This window comes from Streptomyces sp. DG2A-72 (assembly GCF_030499575.1).
Classification (GTDB): domain Bacteria; phylum Actinomycetota; class Actinomycetes; order Streptomycetales; family Streptomycetaceae; genus Streptomyces.
Window position 1 is genome coordinate 5,504,260 of sequence record NZ_JASTLC010000001.1, and the last position, 22,130, is coordinate 5,526,389.

20 protein-coding genes and 1 pseudogene are annotated in these 22,130 nt (G+C 69.5%); 7 read left to right on the forward strand and 14 right to left on the reverse strand.

What is annotated here, in order from left to right; translation table 11 throughout:
* Positions 1-21: 21 nt before the first annotated feature.
* The 7 genes and pseudogenes from QQY66_RS26350 to QQY66_RS26375 form a co-directional block, all read right to left on the reverse strand.
* The gene (locus QQY66_RS26350; RefSeq protein WP_301982769.1) at positions 22-1,440 is read right to left on the reverse strand and encodes an FG-GAP-like repeat-containing protein; all 1,419 of its coding nucleotides are present in this window, start codon (positions 1,438-1,440) and stop codon (positions 22-24) included.
* Positions 1,441-1,497: 57 nt separating this feature from the next.
* Positions 1,498-1,698, reverse strand: a complete 201-nt coding sequence (locus tag QQY66_RS26355; RefSeq protein WP_301982770.1) for a hypothetical protein — start codon at positions 1,696-1,698, stop codon at positions 1,498-1,500.
* Positions 1,699-2,099: 401 nt separating this feature from the next.
* A complete protein-coding gene (locus QQY66_RS50465; protein ID WP_367667089.1) occupies positions 2,100-2,501 on the reverse strand; it encodes an FG-GAP repeat domain-containing protein in 402 nt (133 codons plus the stop codon).
* A gap of 343 nt (positions 2,502-2,844) precedes the next feature.
* Positions 2,845-2,982: pseudogene (locus QQY66_RS50470) on the reverse strand (VCBS repeat-containing protein); the annotation flags it as partial.
* A 327-nt stretch (positions 2,983-3,309) separates the two neighbouring features.
* Positions 3,310-3,594 carry a zinc-ribbon domain-containing protein gene (locus QQY66_RS26365; protein ID WP_301982771.1) on the reverse strand — a complete coding sequence of 95 codons (285 nt, stop codon included), beginning with the start codon at positions 3,592-3,594 and terminating at the stop codon, positions 3,310-3,312.
* A 49-nt stretch (positions 3,595-3,643) separates the two neighbouring features.
* The gene (locus QQY66_RS26370; protein WP_301982772.1) at positions 3,644-5,008 is read right to left on the reverse strand and encodes a HEAT repeat domain-containing protein; all 1,365 of its coding nucleotides are present in this window, start codon (positions 5,006-5,008) and stop codon (positions 3,644-3,646) included.
* A gap of 110 nt (positions 5,009-5,118) precedes the next feature.
* Positions 5,119-7,386: a (Fe-S)-binding protein gene (locus tag QQY66_RS26375; protein ID WP_301982773.1), complete on the reverse strand. Its 2,268-nt coding sequence runs from the start codon at positions 7,384-7,386 to the stop codon at positions 5,119-5,121.
* Between the two features lie 227 nt (positions 7,387-7,613).
* On the opposite strand from QQY66_RS26375, the gene QQY66_RS26380 reads away from it, so the two are divergent.
* The 5 genes from QQY66_RS26380 (at position 7,614) to QQY66_RS26400 (ending at position 12,877) form a co-directional block, all read left to right on the forward strand.
* Positions 7,614-8,633, forward strand: coding sequence for an MraY family glycosyltransferase (locus QQY66_RS26380; RefSeq protein WP_301982774.1), 1,020 nt, complete (start codon positions 7,614-7,616; stop codon positions 8,631-8,633).
* A 94-nt stretch (positions 8,634-8,727) separates the two neighbouring features.
* Positions 8,728-10,575, forward strand: coding sequence for a molecular chaperone DnaK (gene dnaK / locus QQY66_RS26385; protein ID WP_301982775.1), 1,848 nt, complete (start codon positions 8,728-8,730; stop codon positions 10,573-10,575).
* Positions 10,572-11,216, forward strand: a complete 645-nt coding sequence (gene grpE, locus QQY66_RS26390; RefSeq protein ID WP_301982776.1) for a nucleotide exchange factor GrpE — start codon at positions 10,572-10,574, stop codon at positions 11,214-11,216. Before dnaK ends, grpE begins: the two co-directional genes overlap by 4 nt.
* 36 nt (positions 11,217-11,252) lie before the next feature.
* The gene (gene dnaJ, locus QQY66_RS26395; RefSeq protein WP_301982777.1) at positions 11,253-12,425 is read left to right on the forward strand and encodes a molecular chaperone DnaJ; all 1,173 of its coding nucleotides are present in this window, start codon (positions 11,253-11,255) and stop codon (positions 12,423-12,425) included.
* A gap of 5 nt (positions 12,426-12,430) precedes the next feature.
* Positions 12,431-12,877, forward strand: coding sequence for a helix-turn-helix domain-containing protein (locus QQY66_RS26400; RefSeq protein WP_003999354.1), 447 nt, complete (start codon positions 12,431-12,433; stop codon positions 12,875-12,877).
* A gap of 57 nt (positions 12,878-12,934) precedes the next feature.
* On the opposite strand, the gene QQY66_RS26405 is transcribed toward QQY66_RS26400, so the two are convergent.
* Complete coding sequence (locus QQY66_RS26405; protein ID WP_301982778.1) at positions 12,935-14,992, reverse strand: PA14 domain-containing protein; 2,058 nt, start codon at positions 14,990-14,992, stop codon at positions 12,935-12,937.
* Positions 14,993-15,287: 295 nt separating this feature from the next.
* On the opposite strand from QQY66_RS26405, the gene QQY66_RS26410 reads away from it, so the two are divergent.
* A complete protein-coding gene (locus tag QQY66_RS26410) occupies positions 15,288-16,394 on the forward strand; it encodes a sugar ABC transporter substrate-binding protein (protein ID WP_301987497.1) in 1,107 nt (368 codons plus the stop codon).
* A gap of 40 nt (positions 16,395-16,434) precedes the next feature.
* Here the strand turns inward: QQY66_RS26410 and QQY66_RS26415 are convergent, their stop codons facing one another.
* The 6 genes from QQY66_RS26415 to QQY66_RS26440 all read right to left on the reverse strand — a co-directional run bounded on the left by QQY66_RS26415 (position 16,435) and on the right by QQY66_RS26440 (position 20,973).
* Positions 16,435-17,277, reverse strand: a complete 843-nt coding sequence (locus QQY66_RS26415) for a transglutaminase family protein (protein WP_301982779.1) — start codon at positions 17,275-17,277, stop codon at positions 16,435-16,437.
* A gap of 2 nt (positions 17,278-17,279) precedes the next feature.
* Positions 17,280-18,212 carry an alpha-E domain-containing protein gene (locus QQY66_RS26420; protein WP_301982780.1) on the reverse strand — a complete coding sequence of 311 codons (933 nt, stop codon included), beginning with the start codon at positions 18,210-18,212 and terminating at the stop codon, positions 17,280-17,282.
* Positions 18,209-19,750, reverse strand: coding sequence for a circularly permuted type 2 ATP-grasp protein (locus QQY66_RS26425; protein ID WP_301982781.1), 1,542 nt, complete (start codon positions 19,748-19,750; stop codon positions 18,209-18,211). The genes QQY66_RS26420 and QQY66_RS26425 overlap by 4 nt, the downstream gene beginning before the upstream one ends.
* A 113-nt stretch (positions 19,751-19,863) precedes the next feature.
* Positions 19,864-20,118, reverse strand: a complete 255-nt coding sequence (locus tag QQY66_RS26430; protein ID WP_301982782.1) for a type II toxin-antitoxin system RelE/ParE family toxin — start codon at positions 20,116-20,118, stop codon at positions 19,864-19,866.
* Positions 20,115-20,462: a hypothetical protein gene (locus QQY66_RS26435; RefSeq protein ID WP_301982783.1), complete on the reverse strand. Its 348-nt coding sequence runs from the start codon at positions 20,460-20,462 to the stop codon at positions 20,115-20,117. The genes QQY66_RS26430 and QQY66_RS26435 overlap by 4 nt, the downstream gene beginning before the upstream one ends.
* Before the next feature lie 64 nt (positions 20,463-20,526).
* Positions 20,527-20,973: an ATP-binding protein gene (locus QQY66_RS26440; RefSeq protein ID WP_301982784.1), complete on the reverse strand. Its 447-nt coding sequence runs from the start codon at positions 20,971-20,973 to the stop codon at positions 20,527-20,529.
* Between the two features lie 265 nt (positions 20,974-21,238).
* Between QQY66_RS26440 and QQY66_RS26445 the strand changes: the two genes are divergently transcribed.
* Entirely contained in the window at positions 21,239-22,126 is an 888-nt protein-coding gene (locus tag QQY66_RS26445) for a helix-turn-helix transcriptional regulator (protein WP_301982785.1), read from the forward strand.
* The last annotated feature ends 4 nt before the right edge of the window (positions 22,127-22,130 follow it).

Genomic DNA, 22,130 nt, shown 5'->3' on the forward strand with positions numbered 1-22,130 from the left:
CCGCGGCTCAGCGCGGAGCGGCTAACCCGCCAGGTCCGTGCCGAACGCCCCGCCCTGGGACGTCGACAGGCCGAGCTTCGTCGGGGAGAAGGAGAAGGAGCCCGCGGCTGCGGCCCTGGGGAGGAACCAGGCCGCTCCCGCGGGGCTGTTCTCGCCGGCGCCGATGGCGGTGAGGTCGGCGCGGCCGTCGCGGTTCACGTCGGAGGCCAGCAGCGTGGAGCCGAAGCCGTCGCCCCACTCGTTCGTGCCGGGGATTGAGGCGCTGTCCTGCGTCAGCCGGACCGCCCCCGTCGTGGTCAGGCCGGACGGCGAGCCTTTGAGCAGCGTGATCGAGCCCGCGTCGGAGTCGCCACGTGCGCCAACGGCCAGGTCGCCGTAGCCGTTCTTGTCGAAGTCGCCGATCGCCAGCGCCTCGCCGAACCTGTCGCCGTACGCGGAGGAGTCCGGAACGCCCGCGGTGTTCTGGGTGTACGTGACGCGGCGCGTCGCGCTCGGGCCCGAACCGGTGCCGTAGATCACGTGGATCTTGCCGCCCTTGGAGGCGGACGGCTCGGTGTCGGGCTCGTCCGGGTTGCCGAGGACGATGTCGCCGTAGCCGTCCCTGTTCAGGTCGCCGATCGCCGCCGCCCAGCCCGGGCGCAGGCTTGCCGCCTTGCTGAGGCCGCTCGCGGTGCCCCGGTAGTACACGGCGGTCGCGAGGGGCTGGTCCCCGGTGGGCTTGAGGCCGGTGACCACGAGATCGGCCTTCGTGTCGCCGCTGACCCGGCCCGCGGTCAGCTGGGGCCGGTCGACGCCCGGAGCGTACGACGAGACCGGGCCCGTCGATCCGGACTTGGTGAACGGGCCGCGGATCAGCCGGATCCGGAACGGAGAGGTGCCCGAGTCGCTCTGCGCGGAGATCGCGAGGTCCGGCTTTCCGTCGCCGGTGAAGTCGGCGGCGGCGATGCTCAGGCCGAAGTAACTGCCGTACAGGGGTTGCGGGTTCTTTACCGTCGTAGCACCCGACAGGCCATTCCCCGACCCCCAGACGATGGCGACCGTGCCCGCGTGCTCCATCTCACCGGCCTTCTCGTACTGTGCGCCGACGATCAGGTCGCAATAGCCGTCGCGGTTGAGGTCGGCGGCGGCGAGCGCGTCGCCGAACATGTCGTCGGTCTCCGCGCTGCCCGGAATACCGGCCGTGTTCTGGCTGATGACCGTCCGCTTGGCCGGGTCCGGCCCGCTCGCCGTGCCGTACACGACGGCGACCTGACCGGCCCATGACTTGCCGCTGACCGTGGCGGCCGGGGCGGCGATCGCCACGTCACGGTATCCGTCGCCGTTGAAGTCGCCCTGGAGGCCGGAGGGGGCGGCGGAGACGGGGGTGGTGAGAGCCAGGGGAATGACGCCCGTGACGGCGAGCGCAGCCAGGGCTGTCGTGGTGCGCAGGGGGTGCTTCACGTCTGTGTGTCTCCGTGTCCGTTTCCGGTAAGTCGGTGATTCGATGAGTGCGCGGCGTCAGTCCGCCAGCGTCGCCCCGAAGCCGGAGCGGGCGCCCAGGCCGAGTTCGGCGGCCGTGAGCATCGTCGAGCCCGCGCCCGTCGGACCCGACGCGGTGCCGCGCAGGAGGTGCAGGCGGCCGATCTCGGGGGCGGTGGCGACCAGTTCGGCGCGGTTGTCGCGGTTGTAGTCGCGCAGCAGGACCGAGGCGCCGAGCATGGCGGAGTCGGAGGTCTCGCCCTCGACTCCGGCGGTGGCGTAGCTGTACCGGCGGGCGTTCTTGCCGGTGAGGCCCGAGGCGCCGCCGCGCAGTACGGTGACGGCGCCCGCGTGGGAGACCGAGTTCGGGGTTGATGTCCTCGCCGTCGACCGGGTCGAGGTTCGTGGCGGTGCCGCGCCCGCCGGACTTGGACCCCCACAGGACGGTGAACGTGCCGTGGTCGGAGCCGTCCGCCTCGAAGGGCGTGGTGATGTCGGTGCCGAAGGAGAGGCCGGCGGTGCGGTTGCGCAAGAGGTCTCTCCATCGGTCGGGAGCGGTCAGAGGGCTCGCGATGGTGTGACACTCGGCAAGGCATGCGGGTTGTGCGGGAATGGCGTGAACTTTTGCGGTTGCTGTGACGTCAGGGGGCCAGAAAGGCCGACGTCGAGAACGTGACGGTCGGCCGGGACGCGACCAGCTCGTCTCGCCGGCCCGGATAGACGGCGACGGTGTCCTTCGTCTCGCCCTGATGCGTCCGTACGGCCAGGTCCGCGCGCCCGTCCCCGTCGAAGTCCGCGGCGGCCAGGACGCGGGTGGTGCCGCGGGCGACGGGCTCGACGGTCACGGTCGGTGCCGTGGACAGTCCGGGCGTACGACCGCGGAACAGCCGTAGCCACGAGCCGCTGGACACGAGGTCGTCCTTGCCGTCGCCGTCGAAGTCCGCGGCCGTCAGCATGGAGCCGGGGGTGGGGAGGGGCGGCGCGGGTGGGGACGGGGAGGTCGTAGCGGAGGGCGGTCGCGCCCATCGCGCCGACCGCGGCATCGAGCCGGGTGCCCTTGCCGAAGTCGCCGAGGGCCACGTCGATGCCGTCCGGGAGGGCGGGTCCGGTGCCGGTGGGGCCGGTCGGGCCGCCGAGGACGAGTGCCGAGGTGGCGGTGGATTCTGCCGTACGGACGATCAGGTCGTCGTAGCCGTCGCGGTCGACGTCGGCGGCGGGGCCGGTGGGGAGGTTGCCGGGCGCGGGGATCGGGGCGGTGGCGGCGCTCGGGGCGCCCTTGCGGGTAAACGGGCCGGGCAGAAAGCCGAGTTGCCGGTCGGAGGAGTGGACGACCAGGTCCTCGGCCCCGTCGCCGTCGAAGTCGCCGCACACCGGCTGGTCCGGCCAGTCGTTGCCGGCGCGGGCCCGGTCGGGGACGGTGAGGCTGACGGCCTTGCCGGTGAGGCCCTCGGGGGAGCCGAAGAGGAGCTGGAGCGGGACCGGGGGGCGGCCCTGGCCGTCGTAGGGCGGGTCGGTGGAGATCACCAGGTCGGTGAAGCCGTCCCCGTCGAGGTCGCAGGTCGCCTCGGCGTCGAAGAGGGCGGGGAGGTGGCCCTTGACGCGGGCCGCGTTGCGCGCCGGGCTCAGCAACTGCCGGGCGCCCGGGACGAGTCCGCGCGCCGAGCCGTAGACGACGCAGGTGCGTCACCCTTCGCGACCTTCACGGGGGTGTGCTCTGCGGTGCCGGTGTGCTGGGTCGGCCCGCAGGCGGCGAGAGGAACAAGCCAGGCGACGGTCACCGCAGCCACACACATCGTGCGTCTTCGCACCCGCACCGCTCACCTCGGGCGTGACGTGTTCAGGACCGGTACTTCAGGACTGATACGGCTGCTGCTGCGGCTGCCCGTAAGGCTGACCGCCGCTCACCGCCTGCGCCTGCAGCTGTTCCGCCTGCTCGTTGGTGATCTTCTGCTCCGCACCGCAGAACGTGCACTGCGTCGCGTACTTCGTCGAGAACGGGAACAGCGGCACGAAGAACAGCGTGAACTTGGTGACGCGCTTGCGCAGCGTGTGCGCGGCGGGGTTGCCGCAGTGGCCGCACAGGAGGGTGAGTATCGCGAGTTGGTAGACGTAGCCCTTGGTGCCAAAGATGATCATCCCGCGGCCCTTTCGGATCGGTTGCTTCCCCCAGTGTGAAGGATGGGCCTCAGGAGTCGGCGGGATGCTCCTGCCGCCATCGCCAGTCCCACAGCGCGTCGGCCCGGTGGTCGTGCTCGGAGAAGTCGCGCAGGGAGCCCACTCTGTCGAGCGCGACCGCGGTGCGCGGGTCGTCGCGCTTGGCGAGACCGTAGGCGGCTTCCATACGGATCTCCCGGTCCTCGTCGTCGAGCAGCGCGGCCAGCGCGTCGGCGACGGCGGGCGTACGGTCCCGGCAGCCGGCCAGCTGCGCCGCGGCCGGGCGTCGTACGTCGGTGTCCGGGTCCTCGACGAGGAGCAGCAGCGCCCGCACGGCGTCCGGGGACAGTTCCTCGTCGTACCGGCATGCCTCGCAGGCGCTCAGGCGCACCTGGGCGTCCGGGTCGAGGGTCAGGGCGCGCAACGCTTCCCTGGCCTCCGCGGTGAGCGCGACGTCCTCATCGATCAGGCACCAGGGCACCTCCCGGCGCACCCGCGGGTCGGGGTGGCCGGCGTGGCGGAGTCCGATGGCCCGCTGGTCGGGGTGGTCGTACTCGGTGTACGTGTCCAGCACCCGCGCCAGCATCCCGCCGTCCGTCTCCGCCGCGGCCCAGTCGGCCAGGAACGCGCCCTCCTTCTTGTCGTAGTACGCGGCGGAGTTGGTGTGGTACCGGAGGAAGGACCTGTCGCGCAGGTGGTCCAGGACGAACCGGCGGTTCACCGAGGAGGGGTGATGGCGATGAGCCACCACCGCCGAATAGGTCTCGAAGCTGCGCCGCTGGGCGAGGACGGAGCGGACCGCCCACCAGTCCACGTGCGCGTCGTCCTTTTCCTTCACCGCGCGGGCGATCAGTTCGTCGACCGGTGGCAGGATCCGGAACGCCCACTCCAGCGAGGACAGGACGGATCCGTGCCCGGCTCGTACGGTGCGTCCGCCGAGGGTGACCTCCCAGACCCAGTCGTGGTCGTCGTCCAGGACCCGGGCGGTCTCGGCGGGTCCGCGGGCGCCGGTCAGCCTGCGCAGCTCCTCGGCCGCACCGGTCTCGTACCAGCGCCGGGCCAGGGCCAGCAGCCGCTCCCGGGCGTCCTCGGGGAGGCGCAGCCGCGGCTCGGCGCCGAGGACGGCCGAGAAGACGGCCGGTGAGCCGCCTGCGACGGCCCGCTCCAGCGGGGTCGTCCCGTCCGGGAGCGCCCGGTCGGGGTCCGCTCCGGCCTCGACGAGCACCTCGGCGACGGGGGCGCCGTACGCGGCCACCGCGGCGCACAGGACGGGCAGCCCGTCCGGGCCCACGGTGTCCGGTTCCGCGCCCGCTGCCAGCAACTCCCGTACGGCGTCGGCGTCCTTGGCCCGCACCGCGGCCACGAGCCGCCCGCTCCCGGTCTTTCCCCCACCCATGGGGAGCAAGGTACGCAAGGCCGCCGCCCCCGCTCACCTGGTTTCCGCAACGACGACGCCCCCCACCCCATCATGGGGCGGGGGGCGTCAGTTCTGCCGTACGGCCGCTGTTACTTCACCGGCTCCGGCTCCGGCGTGCTCTGCGTCTCGGCCGAGTCCTGCGGGTCCACCGGGGTCTTCACGGAGTCCAGCAGGAGCTGGGCGACGTCGACGACCTGGATGGACTCCTTCGCCTTGCCGTCGTTCTTCTTGCCGTTGACGGAGTCGGTCAGCATGACGAGGCAGAACGGGCAGGCGGTGGACACGATGTCCGGGTTCACCGACAGCGCCTCGTCGACCCGCTCGTTGTTGATGCGCTTGCCGATGCGCTCCTCCATCCACATCCGCGCGCCGCCGGCGCCGCAGCAGAAGCCGCGCTCCTTGTGGCGGTGCATCTCCTCGTTGCGGATGCCGGGGACGCTGGCGATGATCTCGCGCGGAGGCGTGTAGATCTTGTTGTGGCGGCCCAGGTAGCAGGGGTCGTGGTAGGTGATGATGCCCTCGACCGGGGTCACCGGGACCAGCCTGCCCGCGTCCACCAAGTGCTGGAGCAGCTGGGTGTGGTGGATGACCTCGTAGTCGCCGCCGAGCTGCGGGTACTCGTTGCCGATCGTGTTCAGGCAGTGCGGGCAGGTGGCGACGATCTTCTTCGAGGACTTCGGCTTCTTGGTGCTCTCGTCCTCGTCGTCCTCGCCGAACGCCATGTTCAGCGCCATGACGTTCTCCATGCCGAGCTCCTGGAACAGCGGCTCGTTGCCCAGGCGGCGGGCGGAGTCACCGGTGCACTTCTCGTCGCCGCCCATGATCGCGAACTTGACGCCCGCGATGTGCAGCAGCTCGGCGAAGGCCTTGGTGGTCTTCTTGGCCCGGTCCTCCAGGGCGCCGGCGCAGCCGACCCAGTACAGGTACTCGACCTCGGACAGGTCCTCGATGTCCTGGCCGACGACCGGGACGTCGAAGTCGACCTCCTTGAGCCACTGAAGGCGCTGCTTCTTGGCCAGGCCCCAGGGGTTGCCCTTCTTCTCCAGGTTCTTGAGCATCGTGCCGGCCTCGGAGGGGAACGCGGACTCGATCATCACCTGGTAGCGGCGCATGTCGACGATGTGGTCGATGTGCTCGATGTCGACGGGGCACTGCTCGACACAGGCGCCGCAGGTGGTGCAGGACCACAGCACGTCGGGGTCGATGACGCCGTTCTCCTCGACGGTGCCGATGAGGGGGCGCTCGGCCTCGGCGAGGGCGGCGGCCGGGACGTCCTTCAGGGCCTCGGCCGGTGCCTTCTCCTCGCCCTCCATGGTCTTGCCGCCGCCGGCGAGCAGGTAGGGCGCCTTGGCGTGTGCGTGGTCGCGCAGTGACATGATCAGCAGTTTGGGGGAGAGCGGCTTGCCGGTGTTCCAGGCGGGGCACTGCGACTGGCAGCGGCCGCACTCGGTGCAGGTGGAGAAGTCCAGCAGGCCCTTCCAGGAGAACTGCTCGACCTGGGAGACACCGAAGACGTCGTCCTCGCCGGGGTCGGTGAAGTCGATCGGCTTGCCGGCCGACGTCATCGGCAGCAGGCCGCCCAGCGCGGTGCCGCCCTTGGCGTCGCGCTTGAAGTAGATGTTCGGGAAGGCCAGGAAGCGGTGCCAGGCCACGCCCATGTCGGTCTTCAGGGCGACCACGATCATCCAGATGAACGAGGTCGAGACCTTCAGGCCGGCGAAGAAGTAGGTGAGGTTCTGGAGCGTGGAGAGGTCCATGCCCTCCAGCCACGACACCACCGGGTACGAGATGAAGAACGACGCCTCGTAGCCCTCGACGTGGTGCTGGGCGCCCTCCAGGGCGTGCAGCATGAAGATGCAGATGCCGACGACGAGGATGACCGTCTCGACGAAGTACGCCTGGCCGGTGTTGGAGCCCGCGAAGCGGGACTTGCGGCCCGGCTTGTTCGGCTTGCTGAGCTGCCGGATGACGATCAGCGCCAGGATGCCGACGACCGTCATCGTGCCGATGAACTCGACGAAGACGTTGTACGGCGCCCAGTGCCCGATGATCGGCAGCACCCAGTCGGCCTGGAAGAGCTGCCCGACGGCGTTCACGATCGTCAGCAGCAGCGTGTAGAAGCCGATGGCCACGAACCAGTGCGCGACACCGACGACGCCCCACCGGTTCATCCGGGTGTGGCCGAGGAACTCCCTGACCACGGTGACGACGCGCTGCACGGGCTCGTCGGTGCGGGTGCCCGCGGGCACGCTCTGGCCGAGCCGCATGAAGTTGAGGATCTGCAGGACAGCGCGGGTGAACAGGGCCACGCCGACCACGATCAGAACCAGCGACACGATGATCGCGGCGAGTTGCATTTCGGGGCTCCTCGGGCCTGCGAGAGGGGCTTCGTCGAGAGATCTCAGAGAGGGCTCGGAGAGGTCTCAAGAGATTACTAAGCGGTAACTTAATCAGTCCCCGAGACTACCCCTATCTTGCGCCGCACTGTAGCCGGGCGTGCGGTGATCTGCGTCGCTGAGGGTTGCCTCAGGAGTCGACCGTGTTATTCATGATAATTAGGGCAATTCATGACTAATTTAAGAGGGTGATCTACGGGATCCTCGCCGCCTCCGCCGCCTTTCTTCTCGCCGCCGTCCTCGCCGCCCTGTTCCGGCTGCCCGCCCAGCGGATCGGGCTCCTCGACCGGCGGTGGCAGCGACCCGTGCCCGTGGTCGGCGGGGTGGCCGTCGTGGTGGCGACCTGTGCAGTGGCCGGCGCGGGGAACTGGACGCGGTACGCGCCCCTGGGGGACGGGGTCGGCGGGCTGGTCGTGGCCGCCGCCGTCGTCGCCGGGCTCGGGCTGATCGCCGACTTCCGGCGGGTGAAGCTGCGGTTCCTGGTCGGCGGTACGGCGATCGCGGCGGCCTGCGTGGTGCCGTACGGCGAGACCGGGCCCTTCGTCGGTGTGCTCGCCGTCGGCTGGATCGTCTTCGTGGCTGTCGGGTTCCGGGCGCTCGATCACGCGGACGCGCTGGCGGGGACCGTCGGGGTGGTGACCGCCTTCGGGGCCGGGGCCATCGCCGCTGCCGAAGTCATGGACGGGCTGGCGGTGTTGCTGAGCGTGCTGGCCGCCGCGCTGACCGGGTTCCTCATGCACAACTGGCCGCCCGCGCGCGTGGCACTCGGTTCGTGCGGGTCGCTGTTCACCGGGTTCCTGCTCGCCTCGACGGCCGTGTTCACGCGGGCGGGCGGCGATCCGTTGTCCGACGCGGGCGTGCTGTTCGCCCTCGCCGCCGTCGCGGGCGCCGATGTCGTGCTCGTGACGCTGTCCCGCCGCTTCGCCGGGCGGCCCCTGCTGCGGCGCGGGCCCGACCATCTCGCGCACCGGCTGCGGCGGCTCGGGCTCACCCCGCAGGGGGCGGTGGTCATCCTGGCCCTCTGCGCGTTCTCGGCGGTGGCCGTCGGGGTGCTGGTGCATGTGGGGTGGGTGGGCGAATCCGCGGTGGTGTGGGTGGCCGGGGGTGCCGTGGTGGTCGTGGTGGGGCTGCTCGGGGTGCCGGTGTACGGGCCTCGTCGGTCTGCGTCACCGCAGGTCACGACCCAGTTGCGTGTAAGGAACGGATAAGAGTTGAGCCTCACAGACTCAGGTCTGTTGACCGCGGGGAAGGCGTCATGCACACTTGAGTCCGTTCCACTCAAGTCAGCTGGAGGAATCAACCATGGCACGTGCGGTCGGCATCGACCTGGGCACGACTAACTCCGTCGTCAGCGTTCTGGAGGGCGGCGAGCCCACCGTCATCACCAACGCCGAGGGCGCCAGGACCACGCCGTCCGTCGTCGCCTTCGCGAAGAACGGCGAGGTGCTCGTCGGCGAGGTGGCCAAGCGCCAGGCGGTCACCAACGTGGACCGGACCATCCGCTCCGTGAAGCGCCACATGGGCACGGACTGGAAGATCCAGCTGGACGGGAAGGACTTCAACCCCCAGCAGATCTCCGCGTTCATCCTGCAGAAGCTGAAGCGTGACGCCGAGTCCTACCTGGGCGAGAAGGTGACGGACGCCGTCATCACCGTCCCCGCGTACTTCAACGACTCCGAGCGTCAGGCGACCAAGGAAGCCGGTGAGATCGCCGGTCTCAACGTCCTTCGTATCGTCAACGAGCCGACGGCCGCCGCTCTCGCGTACGGCCTCGACAAGGACGACCAGACGATCCTCGTCTTCGACCTCGGCGGCGGCACCTTCGACGTGTCCCTGCTGGAGATCGGCGACGGCGTCGTCGAGGTGAAGGCCACCAACGGTGACAACCACCTCGGTGGTGACGACTGGGACCAGCGCATCGTCGACTACCTGGTCCAGCAGTTCCAGTCCGGCCACGGCGTGGACCTGGGCAAGGACAAGATGGCCCTCCAGCGCCTCCGCGAGGCCGCCGAGAAGGCCAAGATCGAGCTGTCCTCCTCCACCGAGACCTCGATCAACCTGCCGTACATCACCGCCTCCGCCGAGGGCCCGCTGCACCTGGACGAGAAGCTCACCCGGGCTCAGTTCCAGCAGCTGACGGCCGACCTGCTGGAGCGCTGCAAGACCCCGTTCTTCAACGTGATGAAGGACGCCGGCGTCTCCATCAACGAGATCGACCACGTCGTCCTCGTCGGTGGCTCCACCCGTATGCCCGCCGTCGCCGAGCTCGTGCGCGAGCTGACCGGCGGCAAGGACGCCAACAAGGGCGTCAACCCGGACGAGGTCGTCGCCATCGGCGCCGCCCTGCAGGCCGGTGTCCTCAAGGGCGAGGTCAAGGACGTCCTGCTCCTCGACGTCACCCCGCTGTCCCTCGGCATCGAGACCAAGGGCGGCATCATGACCAAGCTGATCGAGCGCAACACGACGATCCCGACGAAGCGCTCCGAGATCTTCACGACGGCCGAGGACAACCAGCCGTCCGTGCAGATCCAGGTCTACCAGGGCGAGCGCGAGATCGCGGCGTACAACAAGAAGCTCGGGATGTTCGAGCTCACGGGCCTTCCCCCGGCCCCGCGCGGTGTCCCGCAGATCGAGGTCGCCTTCGACATCGACGCCAACGGCATCATGCACGTCACGGCCAAGGACCTCGGCACCGGCAAGGAGCAGAAGATGACCGTCACCGGCGGCTCCTCGCTGCCGAAGGACGAGGTCGACCGGATGCGCCAGGAGGCCGAGAAGTACGCGGAGGAGGACCACGCCCGCCGCGAGGCCGCCGAGTCCCGCAACCAGGGCGAGCAACTCGTCTACCAGACGGAGAAGTTCCTCAAGGACAACGAGGACAAGGTCCCCGGCGAGATCAAGACCGAGGTCGAGGCCTCCGTCGAGGAGCTGAAGGAAGCCCTCAAGGGCGAGGACACCGCCGTCATCCGCACGGCCACCGAGAAGGTCGCGGCCGTCTCGCAGAAGCTCGGCCAGGCCATGTACGCCGACGCCCAGGCCGCGCAGGCCGCGGGCGGTCCCGAGGGTGCCACGGCCGGCGGCGCCAAGGCTGACGACGACGTCGTGGACGCCGAGATCGTGGACGACGAGCGCAAGGACGGTGCGGCGTGACCGAGGAGACCCCGGGCTTCGAAGAGAAGCCCGACGTCCCCTCCGGCGCGACCCCCGACGACGCCGAGCCGCAGGCCGCTCCCGAAGAGGGAGCGGCCCCGGCCGGGGACGTGAACGCAGATGCGGGCCTGCTGGCCCAGCTGGACCAGACGCGTACGGCGCTCAGTGAGCGCACGGCGGACCTCCAGCGGCTCCAGGCCGAGTTCGCGAACTACCGCCGCCGGGTCGAGCGCGACCGGATCGCGGTCAAGGAGATCGCCATCGCGAACCTCCTGACCGAACTCCTGCCCGTGCTCGACGACATCGGCCGCGCCCGGGACCACGGCGAGTTCGTCGGCGGATTCAAGTCCGTCGGGGAGTCGCTGGAGACCGTCGCGGCGAAGATGGGACTGCAGCAGTTCGGCAAGGAGGGCGAGCCCTTCGACCCGACGATCCACGAGGCGCTGATGCACTCCTACGCGCCGGACGTCACCGAGACGACCTGCGTCGCGATCCTCCAGCCGGGGTATCGCATCGGCGAGCGCACCATCCGCCCCGCGCGGGTGGCGGTCGCCGAGCCGCAGCCGGGCGCCCAGACAGTCAAGGCCGAAGAGGCCGAGGCCGGCGACGACAAGGAGAACGGTGGCCCGGACGAGGGCTGACGTTGAACTGACGACGAGAGAGGAGGGACGTCGAGGATGAGCACCAAGGACTTCATCGAGAAGGACTACTACAAGGTCCTCGGCGTCCCCAAGGACGCCACCGAGGCCGAGATCAAGAAGGCGTACCGGAAGCTCGCCCGCGAGTATCACCCGGATGCCAACAAGGGCAACGCCAAGGCTGAGGAGCGCTTCAAGGAGATCTCCGAGGCGAACGACATACTCGGCGACCCCAAGAAGCGCAAGGAGTACGACGAGGCACGCGCCCTCTTCGGCAACGGCGGATTCCGCCCGGGGCCGGGCACGGGCGGCGGCAACTTCAACTTCGACCTGGGCGACCTCTTCGGAGGCGCCCCCCAGGGCGGGGGTTCCGGAAGCTTCGGCGGCGGAATCGGTGATGTCTTCGGGGGCCTGTTCAACCGAGGCGGCGCCACCACGCGCACCCAGCCGCGACGCGGCCAGGACATCGAGTCCGAGGTCACCCTCAGCTTCACCGAGGCGATCGAGGGCGCGACGGTCCCGCTGCGGATGTCCTCGCAGTCACCCTGCAAGGCCTGCTCGGGCACCGGCGACGCGAACGGCAACCCGCGGGTCTGCCCGACCTGCGTGGGCACCGGCCAGGTGGCCCGGGGTTCGGGCGGCGGCTTCTCGCTCACCGACCCCTGCCCGGACTGCAAGGGCCGCGGCCTGATCGCGGAGAACCCCTGCGAGGTCTGCAAGGGCAGCGGCCGCGCCAAGTCGTCGCGCACCATGCAGGTCCGTATCCCGGCCGGGGTGTCGGACGGACAGCGCATCCGCCTGCGCGGCAAGGGCGCACCCGGTGAACGGGGCGGCCCGGCAGGCGACTTGTACGTGGTCGTCCATGTCGACGCCCACCCGGTGTTCGGCCGCAAGGACGACAACCTCACCGTCACCGTCCCGGTGACGTTCACCGAGGCGGCGCTGGGCGGAGAGGTCCGGGTCCCGACGCTGGGCGGCCCTCCCGTCACCCTGAAGCTGCCGCCGGGCACGCCCAACGGCCGCACCATGCGGGCGCGGGGCAAGGGCGCGGTCCGCAAGGACGGCACGCGCGGCGATCTGTTGGTCACCGTCGAGGTGAGTGTTCCGAAGGACCTGACGGGGAAGGCTCGTGACGCGCTCGAGGCGTATCGCGAGGCGACCGCGGGTGAGGATCCGCGGGCGGAGCTGTTCCAGGCCGCGAAGGGAGCTTGATGGAGATGGACGGCCGTCGACGCAACCCGTATGAACTGACCGAGGAGACCCCGGTCTACGTCATCTCGGTGGCGGCCCAGCTGTCCGGCCTGCACCCGCAGACGCTGCGTCAGTACGACCGCCTGGGCCTGGTCTCCCCGGACCGCACCGCCGGCCGGGGCCGCCGCTACTCGGCCCGCGACATCGAACTGCTCCGCACCGTGCAGCAGTTGTCGCAGGACGAGGGCATCAACCTCGCCGGCATCAAGCGCATCATCGAACTGGAGAACCAGGTCGCCGCCCTGCAGTCCCGGGTCGCGGAACTCCAGGCGGCCCTGGACGGCGCGGCTGCGGCGATGCAGCAGCGCGAGGCGGCGGTGCACGCGTCGTACCGCCGCGATCTGGTGCCGTACCAGGAGGTACAGCAGACGAGCGCGCTGGTGGTGTGGCGGCCGAAGAAGGCCAAGGACTAGGCAGACTCACGCATCAGGGGCCCGGAGGTTCGTCCTCCGGGCCCCTTCGCCGTGCTGTCACCCGGCCCGGGGCGCCAGGGCGATCCACGCGTCGCCGGGCTTGGACTCGGTGCCGTCGGCGTGCAGGGCGGTCACCCAGTAGAAGTGGGTGGTGCCGGCGGCGGCCGTGGTGTCGGTGTACGACATGCCGGTCACCGGGTCGGCGGTCAGCGGCTCGTAGGCGGCGGTGGCCGGGTTCCAGCGGTGGACCCGGTAGCCGGTGATGTCGTCGCCGTAGTACGAGCTGGACAGGTCCCATGTGAGATCGACCCCGGTCCCGCCGCCGGCAGCCTCGGCGTTCACGCTGACTAGCCAGTCGGCGGGGGTCTCCACGGTGGGCCGCAGGTCGTACTCGGTGACCGTGGTGTGCGTCACCTCGTAGGGGTCGCCTGCCGACGTGTGGATGGAGTTGTTCGAGGTGTCCACCGCGTCCACGAAGTACGTGTGGGTCTCGCCGTCCTGGAGGTTCTCCATGTCGACGAACCGACTGCTTCCCGGCTCGACCCAGCCCACAGACGTGGTGACGGTGCCGTCGTCGACCGTGCTGAGCCGGAAGACGTTGTAGCCGGCCAGGTCGGCCACCGGGCTGTCCTCCCAGTCCAGGACCGTGCCGTACTCGGTGGCGGTGGCCGTGAACCCGGTGACGGCCGGCGGGGCGGTGGCGTCGCCGTAGCCGTGCTGGATGACGCCGGACGGCGCCGACTCCCGGCCGAGCGCGTCGACGGTGGTCACCCAGTACATGTAGAACCCGTCGTTCGGGCTCGGTACGACCGTGGTGTCGGTGCAGGTGTAGCTGTGGCGGGTGCCGTACGCGGTGTCCGTGAGCTTCGGGTCGCAGGGCACCACCCGGGAGTCGACGGTGGCGAAGGTGCCGGTCGCGGAGTTGAAGCGGCGCTCCTCGCGGTGGACCCTGAACTCGGTCGGAGCGTAGGGCGACACGTCCCAGCGCAGATCGACGCCGCCGCCGTCCTCCGGGCGGTTGTCCGCCTTCCAGAAGTAGGGCACGGCGAGCGGCCGGGCGAACGACACGACCGACGAGTACGCGGTGTTGCCCGCAGCGTCCGACACCGCGACCTTGTAGTAGGAGGTTTCCCCGTACGGGGCGGTGGCGTCGGTCGCCGAGTTGCCCCAGTTGCCCGTGACCACCTCGAACGGCCCGTCAGGCGAAGCGGACCTCAGCAGCCGGGTCGTCTGCGCCCCCTCGGACATCCACCAGAGGGACACCCCGTCCAGGGAGGACTCGCCGTTGACCTTCAGATCACGGACGGTCGGCGCGATCCGGTCCACCGTGGTGACCAGCTGATCGGCCGTGCCCGTCGAGACGTTGCCTGCCTTGTCGTAGGCGCGGACCTCGTAGTAGTACGCCGCGCCCGACTTCGGGAGACCGGTGTCGGTGTACGAGGTGGAGGTGGTCGTCGTGAGTGGCTTGCTGCCGTAGGGCGATCCCTTCGGGCGCCGGTAGACCTGATACCCCGCGAGGTCCATCTCCTTGTTCTTCGCCCAGGTCAGCTTGGCCTGGCCCGTCTTCGGGTCGTACGCGACGGAGACCCCGGTGGGGACAAGCGGCTTGACCTTGTCGACGCTCGCCGAAGTCCTCGGCGTGTACGTGAACTTGACCTTGGCGGCGCCGGTCCAGTTGACGTAGTCGATCCGCAGGGAGTGCTTGCCCTTGGGGATCGTGAGGTTCAGGGCCTTGGCCCGTGAACTCGTCGTGTTCGACCAGAGATTGATCTTCCGGACGCCGTCCAGGTAGACACGGATCCCGTCCGTACCCGAGACGTTGAGCGCGAAGGGCCCGCCGGAACCGAAGTCGCGGGTGACGGTCCAGCGGACGCCGAAGCTGTTGCTCGGCAGGCCGGTGACGGGAGCGCCCGTGCCCCAGTCCTGGTCGATCACGCTGTCGCAGTCGGTCTTCTTCGGGGAGCCCGAGAAGACGGTGTTCGCGAAGAACTGCCGCTTGAAGACGGGGGAGGCGCAGCTGACGGCGGCGGAGGCGGGGGTGACGGTGGAGAGGAGGCCGCCGGCGGTGGCGAGCGCGACTGCGGTCGCGGTCGTCGCGCGTCTGGCTGAGTTCATTCGGTCCTCGGGTCGTGATCGGAACGACGGAAAAAGGCTGCCGTGATCACGACTCGCGAGGAATGGAGTTGGTTGTACGGATCTCAATCACTGCTTGGGGTGCGTCAAATGGAGGGTGCGTAAAGGGGGTTTGGAGGCGAATATCCCAGGTCTTCACAGGTGAAGCGGAGGGTGATGTTGCCATCTCGTTAAGTAGTTTTGCTTGACGCAGGCGGGCGCGGACGCGTTGGCTTTTCAGTCACCTGGGTCGCAATGCTGCGCCCACGTCCGGAAGACACCAGAAGTGAGCACCTTCATGCGTCGTACCGCCATAGCTGTGGCCGCGTCCACGATGACCCTGTCGCTCGCCTCCTGCGGCGTACTCAACGCATCAGGCGAGGCCAGTGACGCGAGCCCGACCAAGGGCAACGACATCACCCTGGGGCTGCTGCTGCCCGAGAAGGAGAACTCCCGCTACGAGAGCTTCGACTACCCGATCATCAAGAAGAAGGTCGAGGCGCTCACCCGGAACCAGGGCAAGGTCGAGTACGCCAACGCCGAGGCGAGCGCCGACAAGCAGGCGGGCCAGCTGCAGAAGATGATCGACGACGGGGTCGATGTGATCCTGCTGGACGCGGTCGACTCGCACGCCATCGCGGACGGTGTGAAGAGGGCCAAGGAGGCCGGTATCCCGGTCATCGCCTACGACCGGCTGGCCGAGGGCCCGATCGACGCGTACATCTCCTTCGACAACTCGCTGGTCGGCGAGGTCCAGGGCCGCACCCTCGTCGAGGCGCTGGGCAACGGCGAGGACACCTCGAAGAAGATCGTCATGATGAACGGCTCGCTCACCGACCCGAACGCCAAGCAGTTCAAGGCGGGTGCGCTCGACGAGCTGACCGGCAAGGTGGACATCGAGGAGTCCTTCGACACCAAGGACTGGAAGCCGGAGAACGCCGAGGCCAACATGAAGCAGGCCATCGACAAGATCGGCGTGAACAACATCGCCGGTGTCTACTCCGCCAACGACGGCATGGCCGGCGGCATCATCGCCGCGCTGAAGGACGCGGGCGTCACCGACATGCCGCCGGTGACCGGACAGGACGCCGAGCTGGCCGCCGTGCAGCGGATCATCACCGGCGAGCAGTACATGAGCGTCTACAAGTCGTACCCGCAGGAGGCCGAGGCCGCGGCGGAGATGGCTGTCGCCAAGATCCAGGGCAAGGACATCCAGTTCGACGCCCTCACCCGTGACAAGGTCGACAGCCCGACGAACAAGGACATTCCCGCTCAGCTCGTCTCTGTCGTCGCCCTGACGAAGAAGAACATCAAGGACACGGTCATCGCCGACGACATCTACCAGTTGTCGGACATCTGCACGAGCAAGTTGAAGAGCGCGTGCGAGGAGATCAACCTGGGCTGATCCCGGGAGGAGGGCCGGAGCACCCGGCCCTCCCGTCGGCTCATCCCACCCTGGTGAACTCCACCGTCACCTCCGGCGGGCCGCCCGCCACGCCCCGGTAGATGCCCTTGTGCGGCGTCACGTCGTCGTAGTCGCGGCCCCGGCCCACGACCACGTGGGACTCGTCGGTCCTGGTGCGGTTCGTGGGGTCGTAGCCGGACCAGTCGCCTGCCCAGTACTCGATCCAGGCGTGGCTCTGCCCGGCCACCGGGCGGTGCAGTTCGGCCTCGCGTTCGGGGTGGAGGTAGCCGGAGACGTAACGGGTGGGCAGGCCGATGGCGCGGAGGAGGGCGATGGTGACGTGGGCGATGTCCTGGCAGACGCCGGCGCCCTGCTCCCAGGCCTCGGCGGCCGAGGTGTTCACGCCGGTGGCGCCGGGGATGTAGGAGACCCGGTCGGCGACCAGCCCGGACACCGCGATCGCCGTCCGGTGCGGGTCGAGGCCGGCGGAGGCCTCCCTCGCCAGCTCCACCAGCTCCGCCGGGACGGTCGTACGACTCGTTGCGTTCGCGAATTCAAGGAGGCGGGAGTTGGCTGTGCGCGCCGCTATCCCGGTCCAGTCGGGGGCGTCGGGCAGGGGCTCCGTCGGGGCCGTCTCGACGAGGCTCGACGCCGTGATCGTGACGTCGGCGTGCGGGTCCATGAGGTCGAAGCCGGTCACCTGGGTGCCCCAGTAGTCCCAGTACGACCAGGTCGCCGTCGCCGGGGCGATGCTGACGCGGGCGTCCAGGGTGGTCTGGCCGGGCAGCGTCAGCGGGGTCATGCGGACCTCGTTGTGGGACGAGGCGGCCGGCTGGGCGTACGAGACCTTGGTGATGTGCTTGATGCGGAGGCGGCGGGTCATGCTCACGCCCCTTCCTGGGCCCACTCGACGGGCCCCTGGTACGGGAAGAACCGATCCGCCACCGCTTCGGCGGAGGCCATGCAGGACTTCCGCAAGTCGCCCAGCAACAGGGGTAGTTGCTCTTCCAGGGCATGGGAGTCCAGATACTCCAGGCGGGTGCGCATCCGCCCGATCGGGCGGCGCGCCGGGTCCTGGCGGGGGCGGCCCAGCGCCGTCAGGCACTCCTCGGCCGTCGTCAGCGCGTGCAGTGCCGAGCGCGGGAAGGCCCGGTCCAGCAGCAGGAACTCGGCGACCCGCGGGCTGTCGCCGAAACCGGTGTGCACGCGTGCGTACGCCTCGTCCGCGCCGCTCGCGCTCAGCAGCGTCGTCCAGTCCGGGGCGTGGGCGGCGTCCAGCACGCGCACGGACAGCAGCCGTACCGTCATGTCCACCCGCTCCAGGCTCCGGCCCAGCACGACGAAACGCCAGCTGTCGTCCCGGCTCATGGTGGAGTCGGCGAGCCCGAAGAAGAGGGCGGCCCGGCTGCGGACCAGCTCCAGATAGGCGTACGGGCCGGTACGGAGGGCCGCGCGCCGCTGTTCGCCGAGCGCGTGCCAGGTCGCGTTGAGGCACTCCCACATCTCGGAGGACACCGCCTCACGCGCGCTGCGCGCGTTCAGCCGGGCCGCGCCCAGCGCGCCCTCGATGGAGCAGGTCGAGTGGGCGTCGAACGCCAGCTGGTCCAGGACCTGCTGCATGTCGACGCGCTCGTCGCCCGCGTCGACGCCGAGGATCGCGTACAGCGACCGGCAGGCCGCGTCCTCGTCGCGCCAGGGGTCCTCCAGCATGCGGTGCAGATACGCGTCGAGGATGCGCCCGGTGGCGTCCGCCCGCTCGACATAGCGGCCGGTCCAGGTCAGCGCCTCGGCTATCCGGGACAGGATCACGTCGTTCACTGCTGCGCCCCTTCCTGTACGACGGTGGGGGAGCCGTCGGGTCCGAGCTGGCGGGGTGCCACGTCCGGGAGGCCGGCGGCGGGCGCCGGGGCGGGGCCGTCGGCGGGGCCCTCGGCCAGCACCCAAGTGTCCTTGGAGCCGCCGCCCTGGCTGGAGTTGACGATCAGGTTGCCCTCCTGGAGGGCGACCCGGGTGAGGCCGCCGGGGAGCACCCAGATGTCGTTGCCGTCGTTGACGGCGAAGGGGCGGAGGTCGATGTGGCGCGGCGCCATCCGCTCGCCCGCGAGGGTGGGGGAGGTGGACAGGGCGACCGGACGCTGGGCGATCCAGCCGCGGGGGTCGGCGGCGACGGCCTTCCGGGTCCGCTCCAGGGTCTCGGGGTCGGCCTTCGGCCCGATGACGATGCCCTGCCCGCCGGCTCCGTCGACCGGCTTCACGACCAACTGGTCGATCTGGTCGAGGACCGCCTCCAACTGCCCTGGTTCGTCGGGCCGGTAGGACTCGACGTTGGGGAGAATCGGTTCCTCACCGAGGTAGTAGCGGATGAGATCCGGGACGTACGTGTACAGCAGCTTGTCGTCCGCGATCCCATTGCCCACGGCGTTCGCGAGTGTGACGTTGCCCGCCATGGCGGCGCTCAGGATGCCGGGGCAGCCGATCACCGAATCGGGCCGGAAGTGCAGCGGATCGAGGAAGTCGTCGTCGAGCCGCCGGTATACGACATGGACGGGCACCTCGCCGCGCGTGGTCCGCATCCAGACCCGGTTGTTCCGGCAGACCAGGTCGTGTCCCTCGACCAGCTGCACCCCCATCAGCCGGGCGAGCAGGGCGTGCTCGAAGTAGGCGGCGTTGCTGGGACCGGGGGTGAGGACGACGACCCGGGGGTCGACCGTGCCGCCCGGTGCCGCGACCCGCAGCGCGGCGAGGAGCCGCTGCGCGTACCCGTCCACCGGCAGCACATGCTGCTCCGTGAAGAGCGAGGGGAAGATCCTGGTCATCGCCCGGCGGTTCTCGATGACGTACGACACCCCGCTCGGGACCCGCACATTGTCCTCGAGCACCCGGAAGTCCCCGGCCTCGTCCCGTACGAGGTCGATACCGGCGACATGGATGCGCACCCCGCCGGGTGGTTCGACCCCGTGGGCCGCCCGGTGGAAATGAGCGGAATTGAGCAGCAGCCGCCAGGGCACCACACCGTCCTCGAAGGCGCGGCAGTGCCCGTAGGCATCGGAGAGGTAGGCCTCCAGGGCACGCACACGCTGCGCCACCCCGCGCTGGATGAGGTCCCATTCCAGGGCGTCGAGGATCCTGGGCACGAGATCCAGCGGCCAGGGCCGTTCCTCGCCCGCGAAGGCGTAGGTCACCCCACGGTCGGTGAACGCCCGTGCCATCTGGTCCGCCCGGAACCGCAGCTCACTCGGCTCGATCGGCTGCAGAGCCGCCAGCACCGGCTCATAGGCGGTCCTGACCTCACCCGGCCGCACAAACATCTCGTCCCACGCATCGGCCAACGCGTATGCGTCAAATATGTCCGCCATGGAGGGACGTTAAGGGCGGTACGTAACGCGACGATCACCCGGTGATTTCGGGCAGCTCACGCGGTGAACCGCGCTCCCGGCGGGCCTGGAGGCAGCCCGTGTCTTTGCTGTGGTCAAAGAGGGGTGCTGCCGACCATGAGGATCTTGATCGATACCGTGGAGCCCTCGATCTCGTAGGTGGCCCGGTAGGCGCCGACGCGTAACCTCCGCAGGCTGGTGCTGCCCAGCTTGCTGCTCGCGGCGGGCTCCGGATCGTCGGAAAGCGCGTTGATCGCTTTGAGGAGAGGCTTCACGGCGTCCCCGTCACGGGTCCTGAGCCGCTTGAGGCCGTCGGAAGCGGACCTTTCCCAGATGATGGTGTAGCTCAAGAGGCTTCCGCTCCGGTGACGAGGGCTTCGATCTCGGCCTGGGTGGTCGTGGGGCCGCCCGTGGCTCGTGCGTACAGGGACACGGTCACGTCGGCGAAGTCGATCGCTTGCTGGCGTGCGTCCTCGTCCGCCGCCGAGTCGGCGAGTGCCTGGGTCCACCAGTGGTTGAGGAACGCGTCGAAGCCGCCGGAGTCGGCCAGGGCGCCCAGCTCCGTGTAGAAGTCGGCGCGGTGGTCGAGTCGCAGGGCGGATCCGATTCCGTCGACGGTGTGCGGGACGACCTCTCCGCTGAATCCGGTGGCTTCCTGGGCCTCGGTCACCGCGTCCTGCCACTCCATCGCCATGCGCGTCTCCTTTCGCCGTGCGGCCAAGGTACCGCTGCGGCACCTTCGCAGACGGCCGAGCAGATTACGCATCCGGCACACCCCGAAGGTCCAGCTCCGCCCAGACCGTCTTGCCCACGGTGAGCGTCTCCACGGACCAGCGGTCGGCGAGTGTGTGGACGATGAGCAGGCCCCGGCCGAACTGGTCATCGGCGGTGGAAGGGCGGGAGTACGGGAGTCGCTCGCTTCGCGGGTCGGTCACGGCGACGCGCAGGGCGGTGCCGGTGAGGGACGTCTCCACCCGGAACAGACGGTCCCGCAGACACCCGTGCAGCAGAGCGTTCGTGCACAACTCGCTTGCCAGCAGCGCCGCGTCGCTGGCGGCGTGGGGGTGGCCCCAGTCAACGGCTAGTTGGGCCACGTGACTGCGGGCGAGGGGGATGCTGCGGGGGAACGGCGGATAGCTGACAGCGTCGTGGCGGTCGTATGGCTTGGGGCTTTTGAGGTGGTGGGGAGGACAGGAGTCGGTCACGGGAGCGCACCTCCTTGTACAGGGCCGGAGTGCCCGGGGTGGACGCCAGGTGGGTGGGGGGAGGTGGCTTCGCCGTACGGCCCTGGGGTGGGCAGCATGGTGCGCTTCCGCCAACTGGTGTCGTTGAGTGGGCGATTGAGTACTGACGGTAGTGCTTGCGATGGGATGCCAGCAAGTCGCTTGCCAGAAAGATGCACTCGAACTGACTTGCTTGCAGTACGGTGTCGCCGCGGACTGTGGCCAACTCAAAGGCAGGAGAGACGGGATGACAGGCAGGGACCGGGACCCTGATCGCGGCAAGGTCGTGTCAACAGTGCTCGCTCGCAGACTGGGGGGTGAGTTGCTGCGCATGCGTGAGGCATGCGGAATGCGCCAGCCTCATGCCGCCGAAGTGCTGGCGGCATCTGTGTCCAAGGTCGCCAAGATGGAGCGTGGCGGCGTGCCGATGCGGGACCCGGACATCCGTGCGCTGTGCCACCTGTACGGCGAGACCGACGAAGCCGCGATCGAACGGCTGTTGGCGCTGGCGCGCACCGATCGAGAAAGGCGCAAGGCCAAGGGATGGTGGAATCAGTACCCGCAGCTTTCTGCCATGGTCGAGTACGTTGCTCTGGAGGACATCGCCACCAGCATTCGTACCTGGCAACTCGCCTTCATCCCCGGGTTGTTGCAGACGCCGGACTATGCGCGTGCTGTGGCGGTGGGCGCCGGTTCGTGGCAGAGCCCGAGCGATATCGAGCCCTTTGTGGAAGCCAGGCTTGCCCGCCAGGCGCGACTGCGATCGGAGCGCCCGCTGGAGCTGTGGGCCGTGATCCACGAGGGGGCGCTGCGTCAGCTCGTCGGTGGCCGTGACGTGATGCGGCAACAGCTGGGGCATCTGCTCGAACTGGCCGTTCTGAGCACGGTGACGATCCAGGTGGTGCCGTTCTTGGCGGGCGCCAACCCGGGCATGATCGGGGCGTTCAGCATCGTCTCGTTCGCCGAGCCTGCAGCGTTGGATGTCGTACACATGGACGTACCTTCTTCTACTCTCTGGTTGGAGAGCGAGGAGGACGCCGCCCGCCACGGCCGGACCTTCGAGCGCATCGCGCGGGTTGGGCTGGCGGAACGCAACGCCGTCGACCTGATCGAGACCATTCGCAAGGAGTTGTAGGCCC